We start from the raw sequence: 19,121 nt of genomic DNA, 5'->3' as shown, positions 1-19,121 counted from the left end.
GGAGTGATTCATGAATTCTGTGCGGTGGGTTTCATTCCTTTTAATTCTCTGTCTCTCCACAGCGGCCTCGGCCCAAGTTCGCTTTCCGCGGCATCCAGCACCCAGCCCGGATGGGTCGCAAATCGCTTTTTGCTACCAAGGTGATATTTGGATTGTTCCGGCCGAGGGGGGGGTGGCCCGGCGTGTGACGGCTCATCCCGCGTACGACGCCTATCCTCTCTGGTCCCCCGACGGAACGTTGATCGCTTTCGCCTCGAACCGCAACGGAAACGAGGATATCTTTGTCATACCGGTTGAATCCGGGGCGCTCCGGCAGCTCACCTATCATTCCGGATCCGATATTCCCACTGACTGGACGCCGGATGGGAAGGATCTCATCATCGAGACCCGGAGGGATTTGCGGGATGGATGGAATCGGGCTCTTTATCAGATCTCTCTTGAAGGTGGTACGCCCTTCCCCTTCCTCTCCACTGGAGGGGAGCAGGGAGTTCTTTCCCCCGATGCCACTAAATTTGCCTATGTCCGGGGTTCTGTTTCGTGGTGGCGGCGGGGCTATGAAGGGAACGCCAGATACAGAATCTGGCTTCATGAGATAGGAACGGATCAGTTTCATAACCTGACAATGACGGCTCCGGAAGGGGAAGAGCCGGGGATCAACGCCCATCCCGCATGGTTTCCCGACGGGGAGCACATCTTATACCTGAGTGAGTCAAAGGGTATTTCCAACCTGAAGATCCTATCGATTTCGAGTGGGGATCGTCTCTTTTTGACCCGCTTTCAGGAAGGGCGGCTTCGCTTTCCCAGGCTTGCCGATAACGGCAGCCTGGCGGCCTTTGAATATGAAGACGGTATCTATACATTACCTGTTCCCGCCGAATTTCCACCCCCAGGATCTTCCAGCTGGAGTCAAGAGCCGGAAGAGCCCCGGCGCTTGAACATTGCTATCCCATCGGACCGTGTGGAGCCTGATGAACTGAGACTTAATGTATCGTCGAACGCGGAGGAGTTTGTCATCTCCCCTGATGGGAGACAAATAGCGTTTGTTTATAGAGGAGATATCTTCGCAATGAAGAGCGGAGAGGAAGAACCCTGGTCTCTCCGGCTGACGAATAGTCCCGCGAGAGACTATCAGATTCAATGGACCCCTGATTCCGAGGGGATCATCTTTGTTTCGGATGAAGCGGGTTGCCGGGATATCTATCTTATGAGATCGACGGATGAGCTGGATCCGCGTTTAGCCCGCTCTTTGCATCGGGAGATCAAACGATTGACGTCCGGCGCTGAGGAGAAGTGGGATCCCAAGCCATCACCGGATGGTGAATGGATCGCCTATATTCACGGAAATGGCACATTGATGACGATGAGGAAGGATGGATCAAATCAAAAAACCATCGTTGAAGGCTGGTCCACTCTTGAATATGAGTGGTCCCCTGACGGCAAATGGTTCGTCTTCTCCCGTGATGATAATGAGGATAATGAAGATGTATGGATTGTCGCGGCTGATGGCAAAGAAGGCCCTTACAATATCAGCCAGCATCCCGATAATGACGGGTCCGCAACCTGGTCGCCCGATGGAAGAATCATCGCCTTCTCTTCGAGACGGGATTATACAAACCAAGCTGATATTTGGTATGTCTGGTTATCCCGGGAAGATGAAGAAAAATCAAAAGAAGACATTCTTGATGAGGAGGATTTAAAAAAGATCATAGAAGGTAACGGGGCTGATAGCGGTGAGGAGCGGGAAAACAAAAAAGATAAAAAGGAAAAAAGAGAAACACCGGAGATCAGGATTGATTTTAAAGGAATTCACAAGCGGCTTCATAGGGTGACTCGTTTCCCCTCGGAAGAGAGTCGTGTCCTGGTCTCGAAAGATGGCCGGTCGTTTTTCTTCACATCGGATTCAGGGGGTGAAAACGATCTCTGGAAAATCTCATGGGATGGAACAGACAAGAAACGATTGACCAGTGGGGGTCAGAATCCGAGAAATTTGCAGTGGGGGCCGGAAAAGCAGCAAATCTACTACTTGAAGGAGGGCGGTGGCATCGCCTCCATCTCTTCATCCGGTGGTGACCCGAAGAGTTTTCCATACAATGGCAATATGACCGTGAATATCAGGGCGGAGCGCGCCCAGTTGTTTGATGAAGCTTGGCGGCGTCTGCGGGATGTTTTCTACGATCCGGATTTTCACGGTGCTGATTGGTCAGCGGCCAGAGAAAAGTACAAGCCTTGGGCGCTGGATGCATCTACTTCTGAAGATCTTTTCGATATTATTCGTATGATGCTGGGAGAGCTTAACGGATCCCACCTCCAAATCTATCCCAACTCGCAAAATGGTACCGGGGTAGAAACCGGGAGCTTGGGCGTCATTTTTGATCCGGATTATGAGGGACCCGGTTATAAAATTCTTCATGTCGTTCCTGAAACACCGGCGGATCGCAGATCAAGCCGGCTTTTTCCGGGGGATATGATTCTCTCAATAAACGGGGAGGATATTAGACCCGGCGATAATATCTGGAAGAAGTTGGAAGGAACGACCCAGAAAAAGACGCTGCTTGTCGTGGCGCGGTCGGCCGGTGGGGAGGAGGAAGTCGTTATCCGGCCGGATTCCTTTCGAGAGTTCCGTTCGAGCCTTTACAAGGAGGAAATGGAGGATCGCCGGCGGTATGTTGGAGAAGCTGGTGGAAGCCGGGTGGCCTATATCCATATCGGCGCGATGAGTGTTGAAGATCTGGAGGTCCTCGAGCGGGATTTGTATGCCGAGGCTCACGGCAAGGATGGATTGATTATCGATGTCCGGGACAATGTCGGCGGATGGATTACCGATATGCTCTTGACTATTCTTCTGGCTGGGGACCACGCGACAACCTATTCACGCGAAGGAGGTCCCGGATATCCCCAGGGGCGCCGAGTTTTATCCGCTTGGACAAAACCTCTTGTTGTTTTGTGCAATGAGTTCAGTTTCTCCAACGCAGAGATCTTTTCGTGGTCGATTCGAACGCTTGGACGAGGGAAGGTCGTCGGCCAGCAAACCTATGGTGGTGTGATTTCAACGGGGGCCACAACCCTGATCGACGGTTCCCGGCTGCGCCTTCCCGGACGGGGGTGGATCAGCAAGCTCGACGGATCCAATATGGAAAGGGTGGGCTGTACTCCCGATATCGTCGTAGAGAACAGACCTGATGCCCTTCAGCGGGGTGTGGATCAGCAATTGGAGGTTGCGGTTCAACTGGCTTTGCAGGAGATTGAAGCAGCGGGGTCAAAATAGGCTGTGTCCGAGAATGCCCTATGAACGGCAGATGCCATTTTCGAAGCAATAGCAAGCGCGCTCCGGTTTTCCTCCGAAGCGCGTCTGGCATCATTTAAAGCCTGCAATTAGGGTTGTTGTTTGCGACGCCTCACACGCCAACCGGCAAAACCTGCCAATCCAAGCCCAAAGAGGGTCAGAGTGGCTGGTTCCGGTACCGGGGAGACACCGGATACTTCAACGATCAGATCATTATAATCCCGGTCGCCCAACCAGGAGTCTTGTTCCCAAGCCAGGACATAGGATCCGATCTGATTATTCTTTTCTCCGCCACTGCCCGTAATGCGGAAGGTAATCATCTGATCCATCCCTCCGTCATTATCAAATGGATTCGAACTCCAGATAAGATCGGTTCTGGGGCGCATTGCAAATCTAAAAACATTACCCGAGAGGGTGGGAGAAACTGCCGCCGTCAAGCCCGATAGATAACCATAGCTCCGGGCAGTAAAAAGGTTTTCATAGGCGGTTCCTGAGCTTCCAGGAAGATAACCAAAGGCCATTCGATCTGTCGTGAATTTTGCTCTCGCATTCACCGTTGCCCCCGAATTCGGCCAGAGGATATCTGTACCATTATCGCCTGTGTCTTCCACCCGCACCAAGTTTGAGAGTCCATAGAGATTGTCGAGGATCTCATCCAGATTTGGTTCATTGGGGGCGGGGAGCCATGTTGTGAATCCGGCCCAGACGCTCGTTGTCATGAGCATTAGGCTGAGAGCTGCCACAATCACAATCTTGCGTTCCATACACTCACTCCTTTGGCCTGACGGGGCGGCCGGCGATATTGCCCTGTGGAAAACAGGCCTTTATAGATGTCGATTCCAGTGGGTCACTGGACGGTTCTTTTCTCTCTAAGAGAATAACCCATTCAAGAAGGGCGTGTCAAGTATTCATTACACATATTGTCGGCAGGAGTGAATACGTATATATATGTTTACGATCATATAATTAATTGATAAACAGACTGTTACGGCGCAAATACTTGGTCTGGAAGAGCAAAAAGCCCTGGGTCATTTGACCCAGGGCTTCCAGAAAATAGATATGGAGGCTGGACTACTTCTTCCGTCTCCTGAGGCTCCATCCGGTAAAACCAACGAGCCCCATTCCCAAAAGAGTGAGTGTCGCCGGTTCAGGTACAGGGCTGCATCCCCCGAGCCCAACCCCGCTGACCTCGACGATGAGATCATTGTAGTCACGGTCACCGAACCAGGAGCCGTCTTCCCAAGCGAGGACATAACTTCCGACCGTATTTGATTTTGTCGGGTCATCGCCGGTGATCTGGTAGGTAACCATGTGATCCATGAAATCGAGGTTCTGCAATTCCAGTGAACTCCATGCCGGCACCCAGCCGGTCTTATCGGCGAACCGGAAGGGATTCCCAGATTGCGCTGGGGTGAAGCCGCCCGTTACACCCGACAGATACCCCGAGCCGGAGACCGTGAAGAGCGGATTGAAGCTCCAACCGGTCAGCCCCTGGTAATAGCCGAAGGTGTGGTCCCGAGAGGAGAATTTGGCCTCGACACTGACCGCGGCATTGCTGTTAAACCAGATCTGGTCTGTGAGCCCACCCGTATCGGCAACCCGCACCACGTTTGACAAACCATAGAGGTTGTCAAGGATCTCGTCGAGATCCGGTTCATTTGGCGAAGGGAACCATGTGGTAAACCCGGCGGAGGCACTGGAGCTCACGAAAACACATCCAATGATGATGAGTCCGCAAATTATTTGGCGCATGACCTTGTCTCCTTACCCAACATTGCCAGGGAGCTTTTCCCTGGCCCTGAAAACAACATACACAAAGACCACGAGGAATCCCCTTGATTGGGTCAAATTCCCCGTGAACTTCACAACAAACCTAGAATACCGCGATCCATCCCCGGAGTCAATCCCTAATCCGCGCTCCGGCAACAAGATAGATAATTTTCTCCAAATGGCTCAGCAGGCCGTAAACCTATGATTGGTAAAAAGTTAGCCGGAATCCCTTATGATGAGCCCCTCTTCGATCCCCCACCGAGATCGGGTTTGTATGAAAATGCTCATCACATAGAGGCATTTCTAGCATGGCGGATATCGCCGGGACCCCTTAAAATAGGTGTGGAATCGGTTTCATATGGAGGGGCCATTAATTCCATTCCTTTGTACCTTTGCGAAAAGGAGACACCCATGCCTCGGTTCATCAGTCTCGGTTTCCTGATCCTCTGTGTTGTCTTGGGATCCGCCGCAGCAGCAGATGAGATCTACAATCAAGCCCGCCTCGACTTGACAGTTCCCGGGATTGATCTCATGGACATATCATCCTTCGATCTGGAGATTATTAGAAATGAAGGGGACGCGCTTGTGATCGTTGCCCGTTCCTCTGTTATAGAGGAGATGGTTCGGCAGGGATACAAGATAGATGTAGAGATCGAGGATCTTCAGAGTTATTACGCCGCGAGATTTGAAGGCCGGGATAATTTCGGCGAGTTTCACACATATAGCGAGGCGGTTACCGAGATAAACAACTTGCACAATGAATATCCTGATTTGACGACGGCACCCATCAGTATCGGCACAACCTGGGAAGGGAATGATATCTGGGCGATAAAGGTCTCCGATAACCCAGATCTCGAAGAGGATGAACCTGAGGTTTTGTTCGACGGGCTCCATCATGCCCGCGAAATCATGACGGTCGAAATCGTCCTCCATTATGCCCGGTACCTCTGTGAACATTATGAAACCGATCCGCTGGCGGCTTTTCTTGTCGATAACCGTCAAATTTGGTTCATCCCCGTCGTGAACCCGGATGGATTCCTTTATAACGAGCAGATCGCTCCAAACGGCGGCGGCATGTGGCGCAAAAACCGCCGCGTCAACGGGGGGGGATGCTACGGCGTCGATCCGAATCGTAACTATACCTATGAATGGGGCGGCGCCGGGACCAGTCCCGACCCCTGCGATGACACGTATAAAGGACCCTACGCCGGAAGTGAGCCGGAAATCCAGGCGATGATGAATTTCATGATCGATCACAACTTCGTGACTCAAAATTCCTACCACTCCGTCGCCGCGGCGATACTCCATCCCTGGGGATATACGGCCGCTGAATGTCCGGAGGATGACCTTTTTGAAGCCATGGGGATGGAAATGGCCTCTGAGAATGGCTATATAGTCGGCCAACCCGGCGAGACGATCGGATATTCCGCCGCGGGCACCACCTTTGATTGGGCCTATGGGGAGCAAACCCTTAAGAATAAAATATATTCCTTTACAACCGAGGTGGGGGGCAGCGGTTTCTGGCCGACAGAGGCTGAGCGCGTGCCTTTAATTAATGAAAATCTTTATTCCAATCTGTATCTGACGCAGGTCGCAGGGGCCTATATCCGGCTTACAGATATTGCGGTCATCGGAGGCGACGGGAATGGCCGGCTGGATCCCGGGGAAACCGCTGATCTGGTGCTGACATTGGAGAGCGTCGGCGTCCTGGTCGGCGCCGATAATGTACAAGTTACTTTGAAGACGGATGATCCTTATATTCAGCTGAATGACGCCTTGTCGGTTTTTGGCCTGATGGACCCCGGCGAGATCGTGGTCGGCGCCGGGGATCCATGCAATATCACGGTTCACGCTGATGCACCGGGCGGACATGCGGTTGACTTCGAGATCCGTATTACCGGACAACCCGGTCTCGATATTATCGAGAGGGCCACGGAAAGGGTGGGGTTGCCGCCGGTTCTGTATCTGGCGGATTTTGAAACCGATGAGGGGGGATGGAGTCAAGACCCTTCCCACACCGCTGAAACCGGGGCCTTTGTCCGTGTCGATCCCAACGGGACCGGGTTTCAACCGGAAGATGATACCACACCCGATCCGGGCGTCTATGCATGGATTACCGGGCAGAATTCATCCGAAGGAACGGATGATGTCGACGGTGGAACATCCGCGTCTCAATCTCCCATCTGGAATCTCTCAGCGGTGACCGAAGCCCAGGTTCGATTGAATTATTTCCACGGCCAACGGGATTACGGCGATGACTCGGGCGATTTTTTCCGCATTGATCTCTCCAATGATGGAGGCGCCACCTATCCTGTAAATCTGGTCTTTGTCGGTGATATTACGCATCAAGCCAACTGGATCGAATTCAGTGCCGATCTCGGCTCCGAGATTCCTCTGACTTCCCAGATGAGGATCCGGGTCCAGGCGAGGGATAACAATATTTCGGGCGATATCATCGAGGCCGGTCTCGATGATGTTATGATTTTTGAGGGTGACGGCAATACGCCGCCGTCGGCGCCGCTTCTGGCCGCGCCGGCCGACGGAAGTCAGAATCATCCGCCGCAGCCGACTCTGGAAGTTTACAATAGCATCGATCCTGACGGCGATCCCCTGACCTATGCGTTCGCCATTTATCATGACGAATTGCTGACGGATCTTGCCGTTTCGATGGATGGAATCAGCGAGGGCGCCGGCACGACAGCTTGGATCGTCTCCACACCGCTCGCTCAAGGAACCTATTGGTGGCGGGCCTATGCCGAAGACTCTTCAGAACGCGGTCTCTATATGCAGGCCGCTTCCTTCACCGTCGGTGAATCTTCCGGTTTGCCGGATGAGCTATCGGCCTCTAAAACGCTGCGTCTTGGGCTGCCTTCTCCAAATCCAATGGTGAGCAGCACAAGAATCCCGTATTACATCCCCTCATCCGCCAGGATGGACGTCTCCGTTGTTGATGTTTCCGGCCGGCACATCGCCCGTTTGTTTAAGGGAACGGTTAATCAGGGGTGGGGATCTCTAAGCTGGGATGCGAGAGATGACGATGGGCGCCCGGTCGCCGCTGGATTTTACTGGGCCCGGGTCCGGCTTGGGGATCAAGAGGCTGCGACGCGCTTGATGGTCGTTCGATAGAGAACGAAGGGCGCGGCCTCTATCGCGTATTGGAAATTGCATCGAGGTTGAACAAAAAGCCCGGCGGCCGGTACGGCCGCCGGGCTTTTTGGGTCTCACGGCATGACAAAGAGGGCATTTGGCGTATCACCGCGCCTCTCTGGATGCCATCGGCCTTAAAGCTTCTCGATAATACCCAGCCAGTCTCCCATCAAAAATTGGAATCTGCCGATGAGAAGCGTGATCCGGCCCATAATTGTATAACCGAAACTGGCTCCGAAACCTAGCATCAAAAAAAAGATTCCTACCTGCGATACCGGCAACAGAACGCCTTTATGTTCCATACTGAAGTAGAAGTAGATCAGTATACAAAGTACGCCGATCATGATGAGCCATGCATTGATAATCGAGAAGATTGAGCCGGTGGTGACCGGAATGGTGCCCTGAGCTTGAACCAGTACGCGGGCCTGAAGAATGGAGGGGATGACATAACCGGACCAGGCGACGACATAGAAGGCGATAGCGTACCGGCTGATCCATTCCGTTTTGCGGTTCATCCTGAAAAACATCAATAGACCGAGAAGGCCGCCAAAGATTAAAATCCACTCTCCGTTCAAAAAGACCGGAACGATGAGTTTTTTATAAACCGCCGAAAAGGTGTATTGTGTCAGATAGTATCCGGCTGAAACTCCGACCAGAAGATGTTCGGCGAATTTGTAGACGGGATTGTCCTTGTACAAAAAAGAGAATATAGCCAGGGTCAGTATGGCCGCGATCCAAACTCCCGGGTCGACGCTCATTGAGTCCGCCTCCTCCGATTCATGACGTAGCCAACATTTCCGAGAAGAATGAACAGAACCATGAGGGCATGCGCGGTCGATTGGGCATCCATACCTCTTGTCCCTTCGCCCTTGATACCCACCAAAGACTCATATTCCGCGGCCCCTTTCAATCCGCCCAAAAATCCGGAGATTTGATCTGTCTGGAAGTACGGGTAGATGAGAACGGCCTGCACCGCCGTATTTCCGGAAATCATCCGCTGACCGTACTTTCCGCCAGCCCAGATGGCCCAGTATTCCGAGAGGGCGCTGGCCGATACTGAAACGAGCAACTTAATGTGCCCGTATCTGTCGACATGTTGAAGAATGGGAAATGACTCGGATGGGGTGCCGTATTGATCGGTTGGATAGGTTGCTTTGATCGATTCCCCCAGCCGAAGCATGGTGCCCGACCAATCGGGGTTGTAACCGAGGAAGATATAATCCTCCCCATAGACTTTACCGTACTCTCCAGCCACTTGGCGCATGATCCGTTCGGCGACTCCTGTTCCACCGGCGTACATCGTCAACGCGATGATTTTGAGATCCTTCCGAAAAGCATGCCGCCAGGTTGTCAAACTCATCGGGTCGAGTTCCGCCATCGTATCCGGCTCATAATCAAAGCTGAACATGATGACATCTCCGGCATTGAGCTGATCCATTTCCTTGAAGTAGGCACGGCTTTCGTTCGCTGTTTTAACGGGGAGACCGATGGGATAGATCAGGGGGAGGGCGACAGACAAAGCCACCGCCAAAAAGATAATTCTGCGATCCACCGCCATAAGCCGGGTCCAAATGGTGCGCTTGGCGATCGGAGCTGATGTATCCAGTTCACGCATATCAGGCTCCTTTCCCCAAGTAACTCCGCTCAATCCCCAGCAGAATTTTCAGAGCGGTGGCGACCATGCCCAATCCGACGCCGATCAGGATTCCCCGCTTGGCGGCGAGGTTGGGAACATCAAGGATCCAGGTCGAGAGCTGTGGGAGGGCGTAGTGTTGTCCCTTGATGGTGATACCGATGAGCTCGCCCAACGGGACGCGCCCCAGCATGACGATGACACCAGCCAACAGAAGCAAACCGGCATGCAGTGACCGAACCCGGAAAGCCCGGTACGATGCTGAGGCGACGTAGAAGGCGAGCAGGGCGAACATGGTGGCCTGCATCGGGGCTTGGATATTATCAAATGCCCAAGGATAAAAACCACGCTCGGTTCCCCAGACAAGCGATGAGCCGCTCATCGCGACCAACCCGGCCAATGTCACGATGCTGTACAACCATCCGTCTTGTTTTCTCCGGATTTTTGTACTGTGAAAACGAACAAGACTCACAATTCCGAGTATCAATGTCATTCCGAAGACGACCTGTTTCCAATCCAAGATAAGATTGTAGGTGCTGAGAAGAGTTGGGTGGGGGCTGAAATATTGCAGGAGCATAACCATTCCAATAAGAAAACCAAAGATGACGGGTCCGGTGCGTTTCATTCTGTTCCGCTCTCCATTATGGCCGTGCCAAAAATCAAAGACCGATAATTTCTATCCCAGAAAGCGTCTGAGATCGATACCAAAGATTTGAAGAAGACTGAAAATGATAATGATAATGATGATAAGAGCCTTCGCCGCGTCTTGTCCTTTTAATGCTCCCAGCAGAAGGGGCTCGCGGGAAAGATAAACACTACCCGCGTAGAGTTCCTCCCCGATCAATGTATAATCACACGAGGTGATAAAAAAGGGCAGCTGGGCATCCGCATCAGTGCCCGCGATCTGAATGGCACCGGTTGCGTTGCCCGTTTCGGCCAGGATAAGGCTCTCCGCATAAAACCGGCCGATGAAGAAATTTGTGGCCGGTTTCTCCCGCATCATCGTTCCGCATACGGCGGCGGCATATCCGAATTGGCTGTATGTGGTGTAATAGATATCATCGGCATTGTATGCATCCGGTCTGCCGGCTTCCGTATAGGCGTCCCTGACCACTTCTTGCGCCACGGCCATGACGATCGGGTCGCGGTTCGGCACCATGAGGCGCGTGTCATACTCGGCCGCCTTGCGAGCCACTTGGCCGAGAATGTTAATCGAGGCCACCGTCGCAACCTCATCCATCGGATCAAGGCCGGGGGAGTAGAGAATAGGGCGCCCCATCTCGGTCGCCCGGCCGACCGCTTCCTCTACCGCCTCCAGACCGGGTATCTTCCGGATAAAGAAGGTGCGTCCCCTGCGCGCGCTCAAGACAAACCAGATGAGAATACCGGCAAAGAGAACCAACGCCACAGCAACTGAGGCGCGTTCCCCGTTGACCCATTGAATTTGTGGCGCGATCGGATCACTCCAGGCTGACCAAAGGGTGTCTTCCCCCTCAAACCAGCCCATCCGATAACTAACCATCTGTCCCGGTTCCAGACCCCGTTCATCGATTGTGGAACTTGGAATTTCCCCACCGGCTCTTGGATCGACACCGGGGATGGCCTCGAGGGTATCCAGTACTCCATCCGCATGGCGCCGCTCAAAGATGATTTGGAGGGTTGGATTATCTTCAGTGCTTGGGCTCCAATGCAGGATGAGGCCTGTCCCGGCATCATTCGGACGGTCTTCAATCGATGTGAGGACAGGAGGATCCAAGGCCGCCGCGGCTTGCAACCAAAGCCATCCGGCCAGTCCGAGAATGATAAAGAACCGGGGTTTCGATAAGGATCCCCGGGATCTCATCTGCCGATGCGGTCCGTCTGGGAGCCGGAACCTTTTCCTCTCCATGGAAATCTCCTTTAACACTGTGGCGGGGATGAACCCTCCGGAAGCGGCGTCGGCTCCAAATGATCCACCACGGCCGCGCCCACGGCATCCCCCCAGACGTTGACGGTTGTCCGGCACCGGTCCAAGAACCAATCGATCGCGAGGATCATACCGATCCCTTCAAGGGGGAGACCGACGGCGCGCAACACAATCACCATGGTAACCAATCCTGCCTGTGGAATGCCGGCGGCGCCTACAGCGGCAAGTGTCGCCGTTACAAAAATGATCGCTTGCTCGCCGAATCCAAGGTGGTGACCGGTGGCCTGTGCGATAAAAATGGCGGCGACCGATTCATAGAGGGCGGTTCCGTCCATATTTATCGTGGCTCCGATCGGTAACACGAAGAGGGATGATCGGCGGGAAACGCGATTGTTTAATTCTGTGCAATCCAAGGTGACCGGAAGGGTGGCGGAACTTGACGCCGTGGAGAATGCCGTGCTCAAGGCCCGGGCCATGCCGATAAAGTAGTGGAAGGGATTGCGCTTTGCGAAAAAGTAGAGAATCAGGGGAAGTACGATGCCACCATGAATAAGAAGTCCGACGATAACGGTGAGAGAGTACCGCCCGAGTCTTGAAAATTCCGTGAGGAAACCCGATCCTCCTCCCGCTTCACCCAGCCGGGAGCCGATAAGGCTGAAGACCCCGATCGGCGCAAGCCACATGATGAGATGAACCATCTTCATGATGGCCTGATTGGCTCCATCGAAGAAGCTGATCACGGTGTCCCGTTTCTGCGCCTCAATCGTTGTCAAGAGCGCGCCGAAAAAGAGTGAGAAAATAATGAGCGGGAGAATATCCATATTCACCATTGATTGTACAATGTTCGGAGAAATGAAACTCCGTAGAATCACAACCAAACCCATGCCCTCTTTGCCCCGGACGGCTTCGGGAACTTCGCCGCCGGCCCATTCGCCCACATGCCCGGGTTGAATGATGTTAACGAGAATGATGCCCAGCAGGACGGCCAAACCGGTCGTCGCGAAATAGTAAATGAGAACCGTACCACCGGTACGGCCGACCTTGCGGATATCACCGAGTTGAGAAATCCCCGTGATCATTGAGGTGATAATAAGTGGAACGATAAGCATCTTGAGGGCATCGAGAAAAATTTGGCCGAGCCAGGCGAGTGAAACCATCTGAGGACCGAAGTACCATCCCCCAATGGCTCCAAGAATAATACCAACCAACATTGCGGGTAGGAGCCATCGTTGACCAGGCATATCAGCCCTCTTTTTCTTCTATTGTCTCTCCGTTTTCAAGGGTCTCTCGGTCCAGGGATGTCAAATCCATCTCCGGGCCGATACAGACATTCTTCCCGATACTCATTTCCGGTGGGATAACGGCCCCTTTGCCGATGACGGTGAGGCCTGAATTCAGTTGATCCGGATATTTAACATTGGATTGGTCTCTGCCGATGTCACAACCGATCTGTGCTCTCCGCCCCACCGTGACGTTTTTGTCGATAATAACCCGGTGAAGCTTTGCGCCCTGTCCGATGCGCGTGTCATGGAAAATAACGCACTCTTTGACCTCGGCGCCATCCTCAATGACGACACCGGAGGAGAGGACGGATGATTCGACTTGCCCATAAATCCGGGAGCCCCGGCCGATACGCACGCGGTGGATGTCTGCGGTGGAGGCGCAGTAGGCCGGCCCTCTATCGCCGTAGCGTTTTGCTTCCAGGTTTGTCCGGACGCCCCATTTGGCGAGATCGATTCTGGGGCGATCGCTGATAAGATCCATGTGGGCGTCGAAATAGGCCTGCAGGGTTCCCACATCCTGCCAATAATCCTGAAATGGATAGGCGATAAGACGGTCTCCCCGTTCCAGCATATTGGCAAAGATGTGCCGGGCAAAATCGACACCACCGCCGGCGCCGGTCACTTCTTCCAATCGGGCTTCCAAGATATCCCTGCGGAAGACATAGATGCCAAGCGATATCCAGGGGCTTCTGGGTACGGCCGGTTTTTCATCGAATCCCCGCACCGACATGTCATCGTTTAGAAGCACCGTGCCGAAAGAAGAGCATTCCTCGAGCGGGAATTTCTGGATAGCCAAGGTCGCGGCGGCTCCGCGGTCGAGGTGATACTCGAGCATCGGCGTGTAATCCATGGAATAGATGTGATCCCCGGATACAATGACAACAAGGGAGGGATTGTGACGACGGATGTAGGATAGATTTCGATAAACGGCGTCTGCGGTTCCCTTATACCAATCCGAATGGCTGGTGCCGGTATGCGGTGGTAGTATCCGGGCCTCACGATGACGCCCTGTGAGCCCCCAGGCCTCGCCGCGTCCCACATGATCGCTGAGGCTGTAGGGCAAATATTGAGTCAGTATACCCACACGCTCGATTCCGGATTTCTGAATATTCGATAATGTAAAATCTACAATTCGATAAATGCCCCCGAAAGGAACCGCCGGTTTAGCCCTCCGGCGAACCAAGACATTGAGACGGCTTCCAACACCACCGGCCAGGAGAAGTGCCAATGTATCCCGGACATCGACCGTCCGCCAATTGGATCTTTGCTTCTCAGTCGCGCTCATTTCTCTGTGGCTTTCTTTTTCATGTGCGGCCCGCCGGCCATTCTCTCACCCGGCGGCAGCCTGACGCCTTTCTCCACAATGGCGTCTTTTCCGAGAATAACCAGGTCTTTATCCCTCAGCCTCTCCATGGCCGGCAGGGGTGCACCGATTTCTGCGTTGGGCTCGATGAGACTCTTTTTATCGATGATGGATGTATGGATGACGGCGCCGGACATCACAACTGTATTGTGAAAGAGAAGGCAGTTGTTTACCAAGGCCCCTTTCTCAATACAGACCCCCGGGCTGAGTATGGAATCTTGAACCTCGCCGCTGATAACGCATCCGGGTGAAACAAGGCTGTTTTGGATCTTGGCCGAGGCATTAATGGAGACCGGCGGCATTTTTCCCAAGCCCTGATCATAGAGGTTGGTCCTGATTTGCCAGGCTTCCGGATCGGCAATACCACTCAAAACATCCATATTGGATCGAAAGTAGGCCGAGGGTGTCCGACAATAGCCCCAGTACCCCTGGAACATCCAGCCATACATTCTATAGGTCCCCAGCATCCGGGGAAGAACATGTTGTCCAAAGGTCTGCTCACCGGGCGGTGCCTCTTCCAGAACCTTTTCAAGGACGGAACGCCGGAAAAGATAGACGGTCAGGCTGGCAAGGTCTGAGGGAAGAACATGGGGCTTCTCTTGATAATCTTCAAGCCGCCCGTCCGAGCCTAAAACTCCGTAACCGAAGCGGCGATCGGTTTGTGATCCCATCGGCCGAAAAGCGATTGTAACATCAGAATCATGTTCGAGATGAAACTCGATCAAACGCCTGTAATCCATCTGATAGACATGATCGCCGGAAATGATCAGAACCAATTCGGGATCAATGTCTTTAACATAATTAAGGTTCTGACGCACGGCATCGGCGCCACCTTCATACCAGTGTGATGCATTCGGACCAAGGTGGGGCGGGAGGATTTTTGCACCTCGGCCCGGACCGGTGAGATCCCAATTTGCGCCGATACCCACATGATCGATGAGGGAGGACGGCAGGTATTGAGGGATGATTCCAATCTGCGAAACCCCGGCATGCATCAGATTGGAGAGGGCGAAATCGATGATGCGGTAAATACCCCCGAAGGGGACGGCGGCCATCGGGCGTGAGAGCGTCAATACGGATAACTCACCCACGCGTCCCCCGGCAAGAATAAAGGCGACTGTGGACGGAAGTTTGAGTCGACTCTCAAACATTCGGCGGATCTCCTCCTTTGGCTAACTCCAAGACAATTCTACAAATACGGGGATTGAGCCGCACTGTCAACACGTTTTTGCGAAGGGTGTCTGGTCCGAGCCGCGGATCCGGTAAAAGCGAGACCAAAAAAAACCCCACCAAGCTAAAGATGGGGTTTCTGCAGGCGTGGGAGGAATCGAACCCCCAACCTACGGTTTTGGAGACCGTTGCTCTGCCAGTTGAGCTACACGCCTACGGTCGTGGATTTTAGGTCCACGGATCACAGCTTATGACAAGCCGTCCTTCGGGGCAAGATCCCCGAAGAGAGAAAATAGGGGAGAAAAATTCAACTCTCATCAGGCCCTTTCTCATGGGGGCTGTGGCCGCCATCGGTCGATCCGCTTATCGACCCAAACTTGGATCCATGGATGCCCATGTCTCGCCTTATGGTCGATCTCCTTCAAGGGGAGGTTGTAGAAAGTCGATAACTTATTGAAGGAGTGCGTTCAAGAAAGCCTTCCCCGCGGGATGGAAGGAGCGGAAGATGTCGCCAGGGGGCTTTTCTGGCGGTAGGCGTTCGAAGATCGCCCTGATCCCCGAAGTAAGGTAGATTCTCTCGTTGAGTGCAAAATTGAGTGTCAAGCGGAGTGACAGGCTTAGCCTGGGGATAAGGGCAAAGCCGATCTATACAATAAACTAAACAATGAAGCGCAGCATTGGCCGGCTGCCGGCCAAGTCACTTTTTATCAGGATTCCATGAAACGTAAGGCTTTTCTCAAAAACGTTGCATCAAACTGGGTTCACCTGGTTTGGGGGGTTTTCTTGGGGCTCGTTATGACCCCCCTCTTTATTAAGTTTCTGGGAAAGGGCAATTATGGAATCTGGCTCTTGATTCATTCTCTTGTGGGCTATTATGGTCTTCTCGATCTTGGCGTCCGCTCGGCGGTTGTCCGCTATGTTTCCCGTGATCTGGCTCTCAAAGACATCCGCATGGCGAATGAGACGCTCAATACCGCCTTCGCCCTCTATACAGGCACCGGTATCGCCGCTCTCGTCATCAGCGCCCTGCTCGCCCTTATCCTCCCGAACGTCGAAGGTTTCGCCGCGGCCAAGCATCCCGACACACCGATGCTGATCATTCTTGTCGGTGCCTCCCTTGCGGTTAGTTTTCCCGGCCGTCTTCTCGAAGGTGTTCTCAGCGCAGCGGAAAGGTTTGATCTCTCGAACATTTTGGGAATCACCTTCGCAACGATACGGAATCTCTTTTTCCTCATCGCCCTACTCTCGGGCGGCGGCTTGGTCGCAATGGCCTGGGTGCTATTAGTCGTCACCGGAGTGGAGAAGATCTGTGTCGCCGGTGTGGTTCTGCGCAAGGTCCCAGGTATCCGGATCTCATTTCGAATGGCCCGCCGGCACAGGATCCGAGAAATATTTAACTATGGAATCCACACCTTTCTCGCTCAGGCCGGAGATCGCTTGAGGTTATACACCGACTCGATCGTCATTGCTTCGTTCATGCCCCCGCAGGCTATCACGATCTTTAATATCGGCAATAGGCCGCTACAATATCTATCCCGATTGGTACTCGGAGTAACCCGTGTTCTGACCCCTGCTTTCAGCCGGACCGATACGATAGGCGGGAAGGCAAAGCTCCAGCGTCTGTTGATTCTTGGCACCCGTGGAACGACTCTGCTCAGCGCGTGGACCTGTCTTTTGCTCGCGATATCGGGAAACAGGCTCTTCCGCCTTTGGGTCGGAGAAGGATTTGAAGAATCGGGATTTGTTCTTCTGCTACTGCTACCGGCCTATTTGTTTTCCTCCAGTCAAACACCGATTGCTTCCATCCTCTATGGCACAAGCCGGCATAAATTTCTTTCCCGGCTGACGTTGGTTGAGGGCGTGGTGAATCTTGGATTGAGCCTGTGGTGGGTTCAAACATGGGGGCTTTACGGTGTGGCGTTGGGCACGGCGGTTCCGATGCTGATTGTCCGTTTCTTCATACTCCCCGTCTATGCTTGCCGCCTAATCGATCTCCCCTTCGCGCATTATCTTCGACGGGGACTGGGAGTAGGGATCTTACCTCTGACCGGGGCCGGCATTTTCTCGCTCTTTCTCATGAAATGGATCCCCGGCGGTGATCTATTATCCGTGCTCGCCCTTGATGGAATCGTCAGCTTCGTTTTTATCAGTTTAACATTTATAACACTACTTGCCACCGGTGATGAGATGCTACCCGACCGGATGAAACCTCGCTTCCTCGACCGATGGTTGCCAAGGGGCACCCGATCTTCAGGGAAGGATGCGTCCCCACCGCGGATTCTTTTTATAGCTTACCGTTTTCCCCCGCAGGGGGGTGGTGGAGTTCAACGATCCGCCAAGACTGTGAAGTATTGGATGCGACAGGGAATTCCAATCGCCCTTCTCTCCGCCGCCTCAAAAGGTGTCTCTCTGGAAGATTCATCTCTATTGGAGGAAATCCCCAAAGATCTAATGCGTGAAGAGGCGCCCGATCCTAGTCTTTGGCCGCACATCCGCCGACTTCGACAGCAATGGAAGCCGGCCCGGAAGATCCCATTTATCAATCGGATTCTCGTTGGCATCCAGTGGCTGAGCCATTTTCTAAGTTTTCCTGATAGTTACGCGGGTTGGGGGCTGACTGGATTCTGGCGGGGCTGGTCTCTTTGCCGGCGGTTCCGCCCCGATCTTATTCTGGTGACGGGGCCGCCCTGGACCCCCCTTATTGTCGGATGGCTCTTATCCACCATCTCCGGGCGGCCCTTGGTGATCGACTACCGAGATCCATGGACAAAAACGTATCTGCCAAGAACGCCCAAGGGATTGAGCCGGTGGATGAATCCCACCCTTGAGCGCAAGCTCCTCTCGCACGCCTCCGGCGTTGTGGCGGCTCATCGGGCTGTTCTGAGGCAACTCGATCCGATTCTTCCGAAATCGATCCCACGACTCTGGGTCCCCAATGGCTATGACTGTGATGACTTTCCAGCCATAACAGCTTCCAATGGAGATTCTTCGCAGTTCACGTTGACCTATACCGGAGGATTCTTCAGTTGGCGCAATCCACGAACCCTGTTCACTGTTTTGGAGGATCTTCTGAAAGAGGGCAAGATCGATCCCGCCCGTTTCCGGCTCTGTCTAGCCGGCAGCGTGGAACCGGCCTTGAGTCACCTCTCTCCTGGCGGGTATCTCGCCGGGCGGATAGATGCCAAGGGGTACCTTCCACACCGGGTCAGCGTGGGACTTCTCAGGAAGAGCACAGTCAATCTGGTCTTGGAGGGTGAGTTAGGTGGAGTTAATCACCATACTCCAGGGAAATTCTATGAAGTTCTCGCCGCGGAGCGTCCGGTTCTGCTGCTGTGTCCCCCAGGCACAACGACCCATCTGGCAGGACGCTCAGATGGCTGTCATATCGCTCACCCCGACGATGCTGTCGCGATCCGGAACTGCCTGTTAAATCTCTATAATGACTGGATCCGCGGCGATTTGCTTCGAGGACCGCGGCGCGAAGATTTCCGTTTTTATGATCGGGAACATCAGGCTCGGCGCTGGATTCGATTCCTTGGAACCATTCTTCCTTGAAACCGACTCCG

Annotated in this window: 11 protein-coding genes, 1 tRNA gene and 1 pseudogene; 3 read left to right on the top strand and 10 right to left on the bottom strand. The window is 53.5% G+C overall.

Annotation, left to right across the window (positions count from 1 at the left end):
* The first annotated feature begins 10 nt into the window (after positions 1-10).
* Positions 11-3,265, top strand: coding sequence for a hypothetical protein (locus tag KJ970_16635; protein MBU2692543.1), 3,255 nt, complete (start codon positions 11-13; stop codon positions 3,263-3,265).
* A 107-nt stretch (positions 3,266-3,372) separates the two neighbouring features.
* On the opposite strand, the pseudogene KJ970_16630 reads toward KJ970_16635, so the two are convergent.
* Positions 3,373-3,471 (bottom strand): annotated as a pseudogene (locus tag KJ970_16630) (PEP-CTERM sorting domain-containing protein).
* A gap of 883 nt (positions 3,472-4,354) precedes the next feature.
* Positions 4,355-5,035, bottom strand: a complete 681-nt coding sequence (locus KJ970_16625) for a PEP-CTERM sorting domain-containing protein (protein MBU2692542.1) — start codon at positions 5,033-5,035, stop codon at positions 4,355-4,357.
* Between the two features lie 429 nt (positions 5,036-5,464).
* On the opposite strand from KJ970_16625, the gene KJ970_16620 reads away from it, so the two are divergent.
* Complete coding sequence (locus tag KJ970_16620) at positions 5,465-8,179, top strand: hypothetical protein (GenBank protein ID MBU2692541.1); 2,715 nt, start codon at positions 5,465-5,467, stop codon at positions 8,177-8,179.
* A gap of 155 nt (positions 8,180-8,334) precedes the next feature.
* On the opposite strand, the gene KJ970_16615 is transcribed toward KJ970_16620, so the two are convergent.
* The 8 genes from KJ970_16615 to KJ970_16580 all read right to left on the bottom strand — a co-directional run bounded on the left by KJ970_16615 (position 8,335) and on the right by KJ970_16580 (position 15,770).
* Positions 8,335-8,958, bottom strand: coding sequence for a hypothetical protein (locus KJ970_16615; GenBank protein ID MBU2692540.1), 624 nt, complete (start codon positions 8,956-8,958; stop codon positions 8,335-8,337).
* Positions 8,955-9,815, bottom strand: coding sequence for a hypothetical protein (locus KJ970_16610; GenBank protein MBU2692539.1), 861 nt, complete (start codon positions 9,813-9,815; stop codon positions 8,955-8,957). Before KJ970_16610 ends, KJ970_16615 begins: the two co-directional genes overlap by 4 nt.
* Position 9,816: 1 nt before the next feature.
* A complete protein-coding gene (locus KJ970_16605; GenBank protein MBU2692538.1) occupies positions 9,817-10,458 on the bottom strand; it encodes a hypothetical protein in 642 nt (213 codons plus the stop codon).
* Between the two features lie 51 nt (positions 10,459-10,509).
* Positions 10,510-11,721, bottom strand: a complete 1,212-nt coding sequence (locus KJ970_16600; GenBank protein ID MBU2692537.1) for a hypothetical protein — start codon at positions 11,719-11,721, stop codon at positions 10,510-10,512.
* Positions 11,722-11,732: 11 nt separating this feature from the next.
* Complete coding sequence (locus KJ970_16595; protein MBU2692536.1) at positions 11,733-12,980, bottom strand: dicarboxylate/amino acid:cation symporter; 1,248 nt, start codon at positions 12,978-12,980, stop codon at positions 11,733-11,735.
* Between the two features lies 1 nt (position 12,981).
* Positions 12,982-14,307 (bottom strand): glucose-1-phosphate adenylyltransferase, encoded by a 1,326-nt coding sequence (locus tag KJ970_16590; protein ID MBU2692535.1) that lies wholly within the window; start codon positions 14,305-14,307, stop codon positions 12,982-12,984.
* On the bottom strand, positions 14,304-15,536 hold the full coding sequence (locus KJ970_16585; GenBank protein MBU2692534.1) for a glucose-1-phosphate adenylyltransferase: 1,233 nt from the start codon (positions 15,534-15,536) through the stop codon (positions 14,304-14,306). Before KJ970_16585 ends, KJ970_16590 begins: the two co-directional genes overlap by 4 nt.
* A gap of 161 nt (positions 15,537-15,697) precedes the next feature.
* Positions 15,698-15,770 (bottom strand) — tRNA-Trp (locus KJ970_16580).
* A gap of 502 nt (positions 15,771-16,272) precedes the next feature.
* On the opposite strand from KJ970_16580, the gene KJ970_16575 reads away from it, so the two are divergent.
* Positions 16,273-19,110 carry an oligosaccharide flippase family protein gene (locus KJ970_16575; protein ID MBU2692533.1) on the top strand — a complete coding sequence of 946 codons (2,838 nt, stop codon included), beginning with the start codon at positions 16,273-16,275 and terminating at the stop codon, positions 19,108-19,110.
* Positions 19,111-19,121 lie beyond the last annotated feature (11 nt).

The organism is Candidatus Eisenbacteria bacterium, assembly GCA_018831195.1.
Lineage (GTDB): Bacteria > Eisenbacteria > RBG-16-71-46 > CAIMUX01 > JAHJDP01 > JAHJDP01.
The sequence above is the reverse complement of the archived record's forward strand: the minus strand, read 5'-3'. Positions and strand labels throughout refer to the sequence as shown.